We start from the raw sequence: 13,854 nt of genomic DNA on the forward strand, positions 1-13,854 counted from the left end.
TCAACTCTCAAGCTTGAGTTCGGCAATGAAATCGTACCGATCGCCGCGATAGGAGGAGCGGGTCACCTCGATAGCGCGGCCATTTGCCAGAAAGGCGTGCCGCTCGATATGAAGCACCGGGCTTCCGGTGGAAATGCCAAGGAGCTCGGCCTCGGTTCTGTCGGCAATTGCCGCGCGCAGGCGCTGTAGAGCTCGCACTGGCATGTTTCCGCTGGCGCGCAGAGCATCGTAAAGAGATCCTGCAATCGTGTCGGGGTCTACTGCGCCTGATGGCACCACCGCACGCTCGATCGCCAAAGCCGTATCGTCCGCCAGCCGAACGCGTGACAGGCGTACAACGGTTTCGCCAGAGGACAATCCAAGCTTGACCATTTCATCCGGGCGCGGGGCGCCGACAGACTTTTCCAGCAGCCTCGAACTGGCCCGAGCACCGCGCCGTTGCATGTCGGCACTGAACCCGATCAGGACCGAAAGCGGCTGATCGACAAGCGGTGATACATACGAGCCAGCACCAGGGCGCTTGTAGATCAGCCCGTCGCGGAACAGATCCTCTACGGCGCTGCGGACCGTCACACGGCTATAGCCGGTGGCTTTCATCAGCGAGCGTTCCGAGGGCAGGGCCTCGCCACCACGCAGTTCGCCGCGTTCGACCATCACGCGCAGGGCCGAAGCCAGTTGCATGTAGAGCGGATCGCTGGATGTGCCGCGGCTAGGCAGGTACGCGAGAACCTTCGAGGCCGTATCGAGGTGCATCGTGTCCATTCAGGATGCGCCGCGCAGCCGCGGATCGAGCGTGTCGCGCAGTGCGTCGCCCAAGAGGTTGAAGCCGAACGATAGCAGGAGGATGGCAAATCCGGCGAAGACGGCGGGCCATGGAGACAGCAGCAGGAAGTTCCGCCCCTCGGACAGCATGAGCCCGAGCGACGGCGTTGGCGGCTGCGCTCCGAGACCGAGAAAGGACAGCGACGCTTCGACCAGAATGGCAGCAGAAAGCAGCAGGCTGGTCTGGACGAGAATGACAGAGGCGAGGTTGGGGAGAAGATGAATAAGGATGATGCGCCAGTTCGATGCGCCGATGGCCTTGGCGCCATTGACGTACTCGCTCTCGCAGATCACCAGCGCCGGCCCACGCAAAAGCCGTGCAAAAATCGGCGTATAGACGATGGCAATGGCTAGAGCCGCACTCCACGACGTAGGCCCCAGAACCGCGATCACAGCAATGGCCAGCAGCATGATCGGGAAGGCAAAGAGAATGTCCATCAGCCGCATGACGATGCGGTCGAACCAGCCTCGATAATAGGCGGCGAGCATCCCGATAAGCCCGCCGACAACGAGAGCCAGCGACACCGCCGTCAGACAGGTCAGCAGTGACGTGCGATAGCCGTAAATGATGCGCGCCAGCACATCCCGTCCGAGCTGGTCGGTCCCGAGCAGATTGGCCGTGCTCGGCCCTTGCATCCGCGCCACCATGACCTGCGCGAAAGGGTCCTGGAGCCCAAGAAAAGGGGCAAATATTGCGGCAACGAGCTGCAGGACCACCAGCGCGATGGCAAAGCTGAGAAGCTTGTTACGGGCGTAGAAAGCGGTCATTTCGAAACCCGCGGATCAATCACTGCATAGAGCAGGTCGACGAGGAAATTGACGATCACGAAGGCCGCCGTCATCACGAGGATCGTGGCCTGCACCAGAGGATAATTGCGTTCCGAGATGGCCCCCAGCACCAGCCGCCCGAGCCCCGGTATTGCAAACACCTGTTCCACGACAATCGCGCCCCCCAGCAGGTAACCTGCGGCGACACCAACGCTCGTTATGTAGGGGATCAACGCGTTGCGCAGTGCGTGTTTGTAGATCAGGCGGCGCTTGCTGGCGCCTTTCGCCTTGGCCGTGCGGATATAGTCCTGTCCGAGCGCATCCAGCATGGCCGAGCGCACCAGCCGCGACAGGTTGGCGAGCATCGGCAGGCTGAGCGCGATGACCGGCAGGATCATGCGCTGCAAATTCCCCAGCGGATCCTCCGTGAAGGGTACATAGCCGAGCGCCTGAAAACCCGGAAAGAGTTTCGACAGCACAAAGATCGAGACGATTCCCAGCCAGAATGACGGGATTGTCAGCCCTGCAATGGCACCAATGCGCACCGCGACCTCGGCTCCCTTGCCGCGCGCCGAGGCCATGAAGGCGCCGAGCGGTATGGATAGACCCGCGCCGACAAGAATGGAGAGGAGTGTGAGTTCTAGCGTCGGCCAGATATTGGCAGCGATTTCTTGCGCCACCGGCCGTCCGGTCCACACCGAAGTACCGAAATCACCTCGTAGCGCTCCCCAGATCCAGTTTCCGTACTGGATGAGGATCGGCTGATCGAGCCCCAGCCGCGACTCCAGTGCCGCAACGCGTTCGGGTGTGATGTCGGTGTTTGCGCCCAGCATGATCGCCACGGCATCACCTGGGATCAGCCGGATCATCAGGAACACCACAACCGATATCCCGAACAGCACCACTGCGAGGTCAAGCAGCCGCCCGAGAAGAAAACGCTGGGACATCTGAACTCCTGCGAGGCCGGCCGGCACAGAATGCCGGCCGGCGGGTCGACTACTCGCTGACCGTCACGTTGACGAGGCTGGTCAGGCGACCGTTCGGATAGATCTCGAAACCTTCAACCCGGTCGTTCACGGCCGTGTACAGCGTGCCATAGGCGACGTGCGCGACAGGGCCCTCGCAGGCAAGCTTGGTCTGCACCTGATCGTAGATCTCCTTGCGGGCAGCCTGATCGGTCTCGGAGCGGCCCGCCTCCAGCCACTCATTGATCTCTGCATCATCGTAGTGGAAGACATTGGTCGAGCCGCCACCGATGAAGGTCCGGTAGAAATACTCGTCCGGATCCGGGCTGCCACCATTCGCCGAGACGAACATGTCGAAGTTGGAATTGCGCCAATCCTGAACGAACTGGCCGATCTCCTGGTTGAGCAGTTCGACTTCGATGCCGCCTTCAGCGAGCTGCTGCTGCACGACCTGGGCGATATCGCGGGCGTCCTGGCGGGGCAGGACGTTCATCGAGACCTGCACCGGCGTCTCGACGCCAGCCTCTTCGAGCAAGGCCTTGGCTTCTTCGACATTGTGCGAATAGCAGGAGAATTCCGAGGTATCGAGCGCCCAGTCAGCTAGCGCCGGCGAAAGCGGACCGGCGGGGACACCGGCACCGAACAGCGCGCCGTTGATGATTTCCTGCCGGTCGAGCAAGAGGTTGACAGCCTCGCGTACCAACGGGTCATCGAACGGCTCCTGCGACGCGTTCATGCCCACAAGCGTATAGGAGATATCGCGCGTTTCCTCGACTGTGACATTCGGCTGGCCCTGCAGCTGCAAAGCAGTGGCCGGGTCAATACCTGGCAGCAGGTCATATTCGCCACTGACAATGCCGACCTGACGGGTTGCGGCCTCTGGTACGAAGTTGAACACCACCTCGTCGAGCTGCGGCTGGTCGGCAACGTAGTACTCGTCGTTCTTTTCAAGACGAATAAAGCCGTTCGGCTGCCATTCCGCGAACGCGAATGGACCGGTGCCGACTGGCTCCTGCTGAAGGCTGTCGATGTCATCCTCGAGCTCAGCCGGTACGATTGCGATGCCCGACAGCGACGACAGGATCGGCGCAAACGGGGCATCGAGAGTCAGTGCGATCGTTTGCGGATCGACTACTTCCATGTCAGTGATGGGCGAAACGCGGCTGGCAAGTGGGGAGCCGGTATTTTCGGCCTGAACCCGGCGGATCGATGCCGCTACGTCTTCCGCGGTCATCTCGGAGCCGTCGTGGAATACGACGCCGTCGCGGAGATGGAAAGTGTAGGTCAGCCCGTCATCCGAGATGTCCCAGGATTCCGCGAGTCCCGGCACGACCGACAAATTGCTGTCGATAGCCGTCAGTCCCTCGTAAATATTGCTCTGAACGATCACCACCGAGTTGAAGGCAGTGATCAGGTGCGGATCGAGGCCCGCAGGCGACGAGTCGATTGCAACGTCGAGCGTTGCGGCCATAGCGCCGCCGGTGAGTACGGACGTCGCCAGCAGGGTTGCACCAAGCGATTTCAATGTCATGTCTCCCTCCCCGGAGAAGGCGCGGCTGCGCCGGTTTGAATAGGTCCAGTATAAGACCAGTCTGGACTTCGCTGACGCTATGGTATTAGTTTGGACATGGCAAGCATCTCGCGTAGCCTCGCGGGACTTCAATCAAAACAGCGAGTGCGATGAGCCAGCAGCCTCTTCTCGACATCGAGGATCTCAAGATCACCGTTGGCGGCAACGCGGTGATCGAGGACGTATCGCTTGGCATCGCGCCGGGTGAGATGGTCGGCCTTGTCGGCGAGTCGGGCTGCGGCAAGTCTGTGACGGCGTTGTCGATCATGCGGCTATTGGCCGAGCCCCCCATGCGGGTTGCAGGTGGCCGGATACTGTTCGAAAACGAGGATGTCCTCGAGTACTCCGAGCGGGCGCTCGAGAAATTGCGCGGCGACCGCATTTCGATGATCTTTCAGGAGCCGATGACCTCGCTGAACCCCGTGTTCACCATCGGCGAGCAAATCGCCGAAACGTTGCTGCTCCACCGCGAAATCTCGTCGTCCGCTGCCGAGGCGCGTGCTGTCGAATTGCTGGAGCGCGTCGGCATCCCGGGGCCGAGCGCCGCATTGCGCCGCTATCCGCACCAGCTTTCCGGCGGTCAACGTCAACGCGTCATGATCGCGATGGCGCTTGCCTGTGAGCCGAAGCTTCTGATCGCCGACGAGCCGACAACAGCACTCGATGTCACGGTTCAAGCGCAGATTCTTGATCTGATTGACGATCTCAGGCGCGAGACCGGCATGGCGGTCTTGCTGATCACCCACGATCTTGGCGTCGTTTCGCAATATTGCGACAGGGTCGCCGTAATGTATGGCGGGCGCATCGTTGAAACTGCAAGCGCCGAGGATTTGTTCGGCCATCCGCGTCATCGCTATACTGAGGCGCTGCTGCGCACCATTCCGGCATCCAATCCCCCCGGCACCGACCTTCCGGCGATTCCCGGAGCGGTGCCGCCCCCAGGCCGCCGCCCCTCAGGCTGCGCCTTCCACCCGCGCTGCCACGCGGTTGTCGAGGAGTGCCCAAGGCTGGTCCCGGACCTTGTCGGCGGCACCCACCGCGCCAGGTGCTGGAACCCCGTCGCATGAGCCTTTTACAAGTCAACAAGCTATCGAAGACCTACCCCAATTTGGGCGGGCCACCAGTGCAGGCGGTTTCGGAGGTGTCCCTTCACGTCGACGAAGGCGAGGTCCTTGGAGTGGTCGGGGAATCCGGCTGCGGCAAGTCCACCCTGGGACGCAGCCTGCTGCGCCTGATCGAGCCGAGCTCGGGCGAGGTTATTTTCGCCGGCAAATCGCTGACGCGGCTGTCGCAGACCGAAATGAAAGCGGTTCGGCGCGACATGCAGGTGATCTTTCAGGATCCGTTCGGCTCGTTAAACCCGCGCCACACAGTCGGCTACATTATCGGCGAGCCGCTGATTGTGCATCGCCGCGGGAATAAGGCTGAGCGGCGTCGGCGGGTCGAAGAGTTGCTCGGCATTGTCGGCCTGCCTCAGGATGCTGCAGACCGCTACCCGCACGAGTTTTCGGGCGGCCAGCGGCAGCGCATTGCCATTGCGCGAGCCCTGGCGCTCGACCCGAAACTGCTGATCGCGGATGAGGCCGTCTCCGCGCTCGACGTGTCGATTCAGAGCCAGATCATCAATCTGATAGCCGATCTGCAAAAGCGCCTGTCGCTGGCGATCATCTTCATCAGTCACGACCTCTCGGTGATCCGCCACGTCAGTGACCGTATCGCGGTCATGTATCTTGGGCGGATCGTTGAGGTCGGCCCTGCCGAAGAGATCATGCAGGCCCCAAAGCATCCCTATACGCAGGCTCTGCTTTCAGCCGTGCCGCGGCCCGGTGTTGCGCGCACAGAGCGTATCAAGCTGGCGGGAGAACTTCCCGATCCGACAGATCCTCCGTCGGGCTGTGCCTTTCACACCCGATGCCCGAAGGTAATGGATGTGTGCCGGCTCGAGCGGCCGGACCTAGTGCAGCGCCAGATCGATGGACACCCAACCCCAGGCGAGGCCGCATGTCATCTGTATCCAGCGTAAGTCATGAAGAGCGTCTCGGCAGGGCCTTCGCGCCGGTTGCGGAGGCCATTGAAGCCGGTCGAATCCCCGGCGGTGTACTTGGGCTGATCGATGCCGAGGGCCAGAGAGGTGTGCTGGCAAAGGGCCGCGCGCAGGTCGTGCCGAACGCGCGCGAGATGCGTGAGGATACCTGGTTCGATTTGGCGTCGCTCACAAAGGTGATTTTCACCAGTGTGCGCATTCTCGAATTGGCGGCGCAGGGGACAATCGATCTCGATGCGCCGCTGATTTCTGTGCTCCCGGATTTGCGCCAGTACAATCCCGATGCCTGGGAGCGCAAGATCACCTTTCGTCAATGCCTCGGCCATCAGACGCCGTTCCCGGCGGTCGAGCCGATCTACACCTATGGGCGCGATCCCGATCTGTTGCGGACCTTCATCTTGCAGCGCGAATGGCGGGCGGGCCCTTCGGTCTATTCCGACATCAACTACATCCTGCTTGGCCTTGCGCTTGAACGGCTTGAAGGAAAATGGATCCGCGAGATGGATGCGGGCAAGGGATTTGCCTGGTCCGCCGATCCGGAGCAGAGCGCTGCAACCGAGGACTGCGTTTGGCGCCACCGGGTACTGTGCGGCGAAGTGCACGACGATAACTGCGCAGCGCTCGAAGGCTCGGGGCATGCCGGGCTTTTTGGCACCGTCGCGTCGGTGCTCGATTTCGCGGAGGGCGTTTTGAACGCGTCCCGGGTCTCACCGGCTACGGTTGCGCTGATGCGAACACCGCTTTCCGACAAGCGCACGCATGGCTGGGAACGGCCCTATATCGGTTGGTCCGGTGGCGGGCACTGCACAGCCGATACGATCGGACACACCGGCTTTACCGGCACTGGCCTATGGATCGATTTCGAGAATGGACGCGCCTGGACGCTGTTGACCAACAGGGTTCATCCGACACGACATTTCGACAGCGGCATCTTTGCCCTCAGGCGTGCCGTTGGTGACGCGATCAATCAAGCATAAAGGACTGACGATGCAGCCAATCTGGACCATCGGCTTGATGACCGGCACGGTTCTCGATGGAAATATCGACATCGCGCTGCTGCGCACCGACGGCGAGAGCATCGAAGAGTTCGGCGCCTATACGCTCGCACCCTACGGGGCAGAGTTAAATTCACTCCTGCAGGAAACGCTGGCCGCAGCCCGCATCTGGAATTTTGATCCCCCGGACCCTGAAATTTTTGCTCGCGCCGAAGCCGCGCTCACAAAAGCGCAGGCAGAGGCAGTTGCGGCATTTGTCAGCGCGCAAGGCCTCAAGATGGCGGACATCGGCGCTGTGGGCTTTCATGGCCAGAGCGTCTTGCACCGCGCGCCTCGAAAAGACCGGCTTGGCGCGACACGACAACTCGGCGATGGCGAGCTGATGGCCGCGATGCTTGGCACCAAGGTGGTCTATGATTTTCGCTCGGCAGACGTTGCAGCCGGCGGGCAGGGCGCACCGTTGTCCGCTGTCTATCACCGGGCCCTTCTCAGGGATCTAGGCGCTTCCGGCGATACTGCAGTGCTCAATCTCGGTGGCGTCGCCAATATCACCTGGACCGACGGAGATGAGGAGGTCATCGCCTTCGACACGGGGCCTGCCAATGCGCCGATCAACGACTTCGTGCGCGCCAATGGCGGCGGCGATATGGATCGCGACGGTCGGTTGGCGCTCACTGGTACGGTTGCGGAAACGCGGCTCCAAAAGCTGCTGCGGCATCCATATCTGAGCGCCCCCTTCCCGAAATCCCTTGATCGCTTCGACTTTACCGCCGACATGGCCGATGGCCTCAGCCTCGAAGATGGCGCCGCGACACTGACCGCGTTTACAACGTCAGCAGTTGGCAAAGCTCTGGATTTGCTGCCGCAACGGCCGCAACGCCTGATTGTGTGCGGCGGTGGCCGACGCAACCCGGCCATCATGCAGATGCTCAACGAGCGGGCTGGCGTGGAGGCTGTTTCAGCAGAGTCTGTGGGCTGGCGCGGCGATGCCATCGAAGCGGAGTGCTTCGGTTTTCTCGCCGCGCGCGTCTTGCGTGGTTTGCCAATAAGCTTTCCGACAACTACCGGCGCCCCCGAACCGATGACCGGGGGCAGGGTGGCCGGCTGATCAGACGAGGGCCCGGCCGAGCTTGCCGTCCACCCGATCGAGCAGGGCTTCGGCATCGGAAGCGTCGAGATGCTTGGCGATCATCACGGAGGCAATCTTGATGCTACCCTGTGCGGCGTCGAGCGCTTCTCGGGCAGTCTCGTAGTCGGCGTCCGTGATCTGCGCCACCATTTTCGCGGCGCGATCCTGCAGCTTTACATTGGTTGGACGCATCTCGACCATCATGCCTTTGTAAACGAAGCCGAGCCGGATCATGATGCCGGTGGAGATACAGTTCAGCGCCACCTTCTGCGCGGTCCCCGCCTTCATGCGGGTGGAGCCGGCAAGAAACTCTGTTCCGGTCTCGATAAGAACGGGCAACTCGGCAGCGTCGCCCAGTTTGCCGCCACGATTATTGAAGATGCCGATGGTCAGCGCGCCGGACTTTTTTGCATGTTCTAACCCGGCGATCGCGAAAGGAGTGCGTCCGCTTGCCGCAAGACCGATGACCACATCATCCGACCCGATCTTTAGGTCATCAAGTCCTTCGATGGCCAAAGCCTCGCTGTCCTCGGCGCCTTCTGCGGCGTGAAAAAACGCATCGCGCCCGCCGGCCATCAGCGTGATTGCCCGCTCATAGGGCCAGTTGAAAGTCGGGGGGAGCTCTGCAGCGTCCTGCATTGCGATGCGCCCTGATGTGCCGGCTCCGAGATAGATCAGGCGGCCCGTATCTCCCAGCCGCGCTGCGCCTTGGTCGATGGCCGCCGCAATCTGCGCATTCGCCATTTGAACGGCAGCGATCGCTGCGTACTGGCCCTCAATGATACCGGCCACCAGCTCTGGGCTGGTCCAGTCATCGATGCCGGCAAATCGCTGCGAAGCGGTTTCGGTGGTGCTCATCGGTTCTCCTGTTTGTGTGCAGCAGTGGCTGCCCGTTGTGCTGCCGATAGCGCAGCGTCGATCTGGGGGAAATAGACCTCGAGATCGCTGAGCGCTCTTTCTATTTCCGGCTTGATACCATGAAGGCGCGGTATCCCGCCGACGATCGCCACCGGTAATTGTGTAGTGCGCGAGATCAAGGCGCGAGCTAGCCGGGCCAGCTCCACGCCGGCCTCTTCGATGATGCCGGCGGCCACGGGGTCGCCCTTGGCGCCGGCTTCCGCGACCGATTGTGCGAGCGTTCCGATGCGCCCACGATCGCCACCGTAAACGAACGCCCGCGTCGCATCCCAATTGTCCCCGCCAATCGCCGAGAACACGGTTTCGGCGAGGAGCGACGCCTGGTCGAAGCCCCCAGTTTCGTCGAACAAGCGATACAGTCGATCGAGCGCCTTGAGCGCGATCCAGCTTCCGGAGCCGCCATCATCTATGAGAATGCCGCGGCCACCGACGCGGATCGGCGTTCCGTCGCGCTGAAGATGTAGCCCAATGGAGCCAGTTCCTGCCGAGATCAGATGACCCTCACCCGGCGCAAACACCGCGCGATACGCTAGGGCGATATCGTCATCGAGCGCGATCGCCTCATCTGTAAGGCCAAAGACTTCACGGACCAGCGCGCGAAGTGCGTCCCGCACCTGTACCCCGTAGCCCGTGAGGCCGATCGAAAGTGCGCGAGGCCGCAGATCTGCGCCCAAAGTGCCAGCGATCGTCTCGAGTACCGATTTCAGTTTGGTCCGCTCATCGGGGTTGAACAGATGTCCCGTGGCCCCGCCCGCGCTCCCGCGTGCGATCTCATCGCCTTCGCCGTTGACCGCCACCCAGCGTGTGGCCGTGCCACCAACGTCGATGCCGAGATAGATCGCGGTCATTAGTGCCCCAGAACACGCCGCGCAAAGCTGCGGGTAATCTCGCGCGGGTTGGTGATCATCGTGCCGACAACGACAGCATGGGCTCCTGCATCTATGGCGGCGCGCGCCAGCTCCGGTGTATTGAACCGCCCCTCGGCAACGACCGGGATGTCGATGCGCGCTGACAACTCGGCAATGAGCGCCAAGTCCGGCCCCTCGGGCTTCGGCGCAGATGCGTCCGTATAGCCGGACAGGGTTGTCGCGACATAGGTGGCGCCCATTGAGGCGGCCGCCATACCTTCCTCGAGTGTAGACACATCAGCAAAGACTTCGAGACCCAAGGTATCTCGCACATGCTGGATAATGGCATCGGCCGGATCGCCGCTCCGCTGGCGCATCGTGCAATCGAGCGCAATGATGTCGGCGCCCGCACCCGACAATGCCTCTGCGGCGGCGATCGTCGGGGTGATGTAGACCGGTGATGCCTCGTCGAAGACCTTATGGATACCAATGACCGGAAGGCCGGTAGCCTTGACGGCCTTGACGTCCTCTGGCCCGTTGGCACGAATAGCGCAGGCGCCGCCATCACGCGCGGCCAGCGCCATCGCGGCCATGAACATTGGTCCATGGAGCGGATTGTCCTCGCGCGCCTGGCACGAAACGATCAGCCCGCCTTTCTCGATAAGCGTCGTCATTTGATCGCTCCGGCTGTCATGCCTGCGATGAACTGGCGGGACAGCAGAATGTAGATGATGATGATGGGCAGCGCCGACAGGGTTAGACCCGAATACAGCACGCCATAGTCGGTGGAGTACTCGCCCATGAAGGTCGTCAGACCTTGAGGCAGCGTCTTGAGGTTGTCGTTCTGGATGAACACCAGCGGGAAGAAGAAGTCGTTCCAGATCGGAACGACATTCTGAATGCCAGCAATGACCATTGCCGGGCGCACTAATGGCAGCATGATCGCCCACATGATGCGTGCTTCGCTCGCACCATCCATGCGCGCCGCATCTTCGAGTTCATTCGGCAAGGAGCGAATGAATCCCGTCATGATGAATACCGTCGTCGGCAGCCCCATCGCGGTATAGACGAAGATCAGCGAAAACTGGTTGTTCAGCAGCCCGAGGTCACGCATCAGCATGAACAACGGGATGATCGCCAGCTTCAGCGGCAAGGTCAGCCCAGCCAGAAAGAACAGCAGGATGAAGCTCGCGCCGAAAAATTCGTACCGCGCGATGGCGTAAGCCGCCATGGTGCCGAGCGTCAGCACCAGGGCCATTGCCCCACCTGTCACCACAAACGAGTTGATCAGGTAGCGCAGGAAATTGGTCTCGGTCCAGATCCGCACGAAGTTGTCGACATGCGTGAAGTCGGGGATCGAGAACGGAGATTGGAAGATCTCCGGATTGGTCTTGAACGCCGAAAAGACCATGATGACGATCGGCGCCAACATGATGAACGTGTTGGCGATCAGGATGATCTGGATCAACCCGTCGCGGCCGAGCGTGCCAAGAAGGCTATTGTGCTGGGGCGGATTGGCAGTGGCGACGGTCATACCTGGATCTCCCGGGCACGCAGCCGCACAGTGATGACGCTGGCAACCGCAGCTATGAAAATGAAGATCAGCACCGCAAGCGCACTACCCAAGCCGAAATCCTGCGTACCGGCGGAAACATTGCCGAAGGCGGTGCGGTAGAAATAGAGCCCGAGAACGTCGGTCGATCCGAACGGCGAGCCGTCAAGACCGGCCATGATATAGGGTAGCTCGAACCAGTTGAACGCACCGACGAACAACAGCACGAACACGATCGTCGCGCTCGGGGCGACGAGCGGCCAGACGATCTGCGTGATCTTGACCCATTCGCTCTCGGTTTCCATGCGTGCGGCGTCGAGAATTTCTGTCGGGATCCGCTGCATGCCGGCGAGGAAAACGAGCGTGGGAAAGCCCACAAGATGCCACGCGTTGGCGATGATCAAGGCCCAGAGTGCGGTTGAGCTCTGCCCGAGCCACGGCTGCGCTAACTGGTCGAGGCCGATGCCACGCAGCACCTGGTTCACCGGCCCGAACAGCGGATGATAGAACAGCTTCCACAGATAGCCGACGATGATTGTCGACAGCACCACAGGCATGAACACCGCGATCCGATGAAACCGGGCGCCTGGTAGACCGCGCCATAGGCCGTAAGCCAACAGGAACCCAAGCCCGTTCTGCAACACCATCAACGCGAAGAACACGATGATGTTGTGCGTGAAGGCGTTTCGCGTCCAGCTTGCATATGGCTCGACGAACAGCACCTGGTGAAAATTCGCGAAGCCGACGAATTCGCCGCGCAGCAGGCCCTGCCAGTCGAAGAACGCATAAGCGAATGCAGCGATGATCGGATAGACGATGAACAGCGCGACGAACGCGAGGGGTGGGGCCACGAGCGTCGTGATCCACAGGCCCCGTCCGGTCATGCGTAGCTTGGCCATGAAGGTCTCTTGGCAGGGCGACCCGGCGGTCGCGTTGGCGAGGAAACTTGCCGACCCCCAGCGGGGATCGGCAGTGCGTCAGGCGTGAAGCCTCAGTCCTGGAATGGCTCGTACCACGTCGACAGGCCCTCGGTGATCGTTTCACCGGCAGCCTCTGGCGTCGTTTCACCAGCAAGCAGCTTCTGCACTTCCTGCTGCAGCAGAACCGAGCCAGACGGCTCGCCATAGCGGAAGTCCACCAACATCATGTAGGGAATCGATGCCTGGTTGAGTTCAGAGACTTCCTGCAGCAGGGGATCGGAGAACTCGACACCCGGGATCGGCGAGATGTTGCTGAGACTATCTGCAAAAGCCTGGCCGAATTCCTGGCTCGCAACGTAGTTCAGGAACTTGAGGGCAGCTTCAGGGTGGTCGGTCGACGCGTTGGCTGCGTAGCCGCCATCATAAAAGAGGCCCACGAGTTTCTCGTCATCGGTCGAAGTGCCGGGAGCGGCAAACACACCGAGTTCGAGATCCGGATTGAGGTTGCGGAACGTCGCGATCTCGAACGACCCGCCGGCGAACATCGCCGCCATGCCGGAGCTGAACAGCTGCTGAGCCGACGCGTAGTCCAGCCCGATGAAGCCATCCGGGAAGTAAGCGCTGATCTCTTCGAGATGCGTCAGTGCGTCGATGAAGCGCTCGTCGGTGAAATCAGCTTCACCGGCGTCGAGATCTTCATAGAAGCCCGAGCCCATGATCGAGGAGGTCAGCGCGCTGACGATAGTCTCGTTCTGCCAAGCAGTCGCCGTGCCATTGGCAAACGGCATCATTCCGGCTTCCTCGATGGTCTGGGAAATCTCCAGCAGCTCTTCCCAGGTCTCGGGCTCTTCGATGCCGAGGTCATCGAAGATCTGCTGGTTGTAGATTACCAGCATTGTCTGGCTGGCAAACGGAACGGCGTAGAGCGTTTCATCCGAACGCATGGTCTCGGCGGCAAGCGCCGAGTCGGGGAACTCCGCCAGTGCCGGAATTTTCTCTTCATCAAGCGGCATCAAATAGCCGGCAGAGGCCACGTTTTCGAGCCCGCCGTATGCGCGAACCATCATCAGGTCCGGGCCGGTCCCGCCGGCAAGGGCGGTCGACAGGATGGTGTTGTAGTTGGTCGCCTCGAAGCTTTCGAACGTCACCGTGATGTCCGGGTTTTCTTCCTCGAACGCTGCGATGAACTCCTCGTACTGCGCGCGATCTTCCTGGCGCCAGCTCCAGAATGTGAGGTCCTGTGCCAATGCCGGTGCGGCGATCGTCGCCGCCCCGAGCACTGCCGCAATGCGGATTGTGGTCTTTGTCATGTGCTCTTCCTCT

General features: G+C 61.3%; 14 protein-coding genes. 4 read left to right on the forward strand and 10 right to left on the reverse strand.

Annotated elements, in window-relative coordinates:
- From IE127_RS16640 to IE127_RS16655, 4 genes are read right to left on the reverse strand one after another with little or no spacing between them, the layout of a single operon-like run.
- Positions 1-762, reverse strand: coding sequence for a GntR family transcriptional regulator (locus IE127_RS16640; protein ID WP_244640292.1), 762 nt, complete (start codon positions 760-762; stop codon positions 1-3).
- Positions 763-1,590: an ABC transporter permease gene (locus IE127_RS16645; protein WP_189426869.1), complete on the reverse strand. Its 828-nt coding sequence runs from the start codon at positions 1,588-1,590 to the stop codon at positions 763-765.
- Positions 1,587-2,537 (reverse strand): ABC transporter permease, encoded by a 951-nt coding sequence (locus IE127_RS16650; RefSeq protein WP_189426871.1) that lies wholly within the window; start codon positions 2,535-2,537, stop codon positions 1,587-1,589. Before IE127_RS16650 ends, IE127_RS16645 begins: the two co-directional genes overlap by 4 nt.
- Before the next feature lie 49 nt (positions 2,538-2,586).
- Positions 2,587-4,086, reverse strand: a complete 1,500-nt coding sequence (locus tag IE127_RS16655; protein ID WP_189426873.1) for an ABC transporter substrate-binding protein — start codon at positions 4,084-4,086, stop codon at positions 2,587-2,589.
- A 149-nt stretch (positions 4,087-4,235) separates the two neighbouring features.
- Here IE127_RS16655 and IE127_RS16660 point away from each other — a divergent pair, with 149 nt between their 5' ends.
- The 4 genes from IE127_RS16660 to IE127_RS16675 are packed head-to-tail and all read left to right on the forward strand — an operon-like array spanning position 4,236 to position 8,272.
- Positions 4,236-5,192 carry an ABC transporter ATP-binding protein gene (locus IE127_RS16660; protein WP_189426875.1) on the forward strand — a complete coding sequence of 319 codons (957 nt, stop codon included), beginning with the start codon at positions 4,236-4,238 and terminating at the stop codon, positions 5,190-5,192.
- Complete coding sequence (locus IE127_RS16665) at positions 5,189-6,148, forward strand: ABC transporter ATP-binding protein (protein ID WP_189426881.1); 960 nt, start codon at positions 5,189-5,191, stop codon at positions 6,146-6,148. Before IE127_RS16660 ends, IE127_RS16665 begins: the two co-directional genes overlap by 4 nt.
- Positions 6,127-7,146, forward strand: coding sequence for a serine hydrolase domain-containing protein (locus tag IE127_RS16670; protein ID WP_189426883.1), 1,020 nt, complete (start codon positions 6,127-6,129; stop codon positions 7,144-7,146). The genes IE127_RS16665 and IE127_RS16670 overlap by 22 nt, the downstream gene beginning before the upstream one ends.
- Positions 7,147-7,156: 10 nt before the next feature.
- Complete coding sequence (locus IE127_RS16675) at positions 7,157-8,272, forward strand: anhydro-N-acetylmuramic acid kinase (protein ID WP_189426884.1); 1,116 nt, start codon at positions 7,157-7,159, stop codon at positions 8,270-8,272.
- Here the strand turns inward: IE127_RS16675 and IE127_RS16680 are convergent, their stop codons facing one another.
- From IE127_RS16680 to IE127_RS16705, 6 genes are all read right to left on the reverse strand, one after another.
- Entirely contained in the window at positions 8,273-9,151 is an 879-nt protein-coding gene (locus IE127_RS16680; protein WP_189426886.1) for an N-acetylmuramic acid 6-phosphate etherase, read from the reverse strand. It lies immediately after the preceding gene.
- Positions 9,148-10,059 carry an N-acetylglucosamine kinase gene (locus IE127_RS16685; RefSeq protein WP_189426888.1) on the reverse strand — a complete coding sequence of 304 codons (912 nt, stop codon included), beginning with the start codon at positions 10,057-10,059 and terminating at the stop codon, positions 9,148-9,150. The genes IE127_RS16680 and IE127_RS16685 overlap by 4 nt, the downstream gene beginning before the upstream one ends.
- On the reverse strand, positions 10,059-10,733 hold the full coding sequence (locus IE127_RS16690) for an N-acetylmannosamine-6-phosphate 2-epimerase (protein WP_189426890.1): 675 nt from the start codon (positions 10,731-10,733) through the stop codon (positions 10,059-10,061). Before IE127_RS16690 ends, IE127_RS16685 begins: the two co-directional genes overlap by 1 nt.
- Positions 10,730-11,593 carry a carbohydrate ABC transporter permease gene (locus IE127_RS16695; RefSeq protein ID WP_189426892.1) on the reverse strand — a complete coding sequence of 288 codons (864 nt, stop codon included), beginning with the start codon at positions 11,591-11,593 and terminating at the stop codon, positions 10,730-10,732. Before IE127_RS16695 ends, IE127_RS16690 begins: the two co-directional genes overlap by 4 nt.
- Positions 11,590-12,510, reverse strand: coding sequence for a carbohydrate ABC transporter permease (locus tag IE127_RS16700; protein WP_189426894.1), 921 nt, complete (start codon positions 12,508-12,510; stop codon positions 11,590-11,592). The genes IE127_RS16695 and IE127_RS16700 overlap by 4 nt, the downstream gene beginning before the upstream one ends.
- 92 nt (positions 12,511-12,602) lie before the next feature.
- Positions 12,603-13,841, reverse strand: a complete 1,239-nt coding sequence (locus IE127_RS16705) for an extracellular solute-binding protein (protein WP_189426901.1) — start codon at positions 13,839-13,841, stop codon at positions 12,603-12,605.
- Positions 13,842-13,854: the final 13 nt, after the last annotated feature.

The sequence above is a fragment of the Devosia pacifica genome, assembly GCF_014652635.1.
Taxonomy (GTDB): Bacteria; Pseudomonadota; Alphaproteobacteria; order Rhizobiales; family Devosiaceae; genus Devosia; species Devosia pacifica.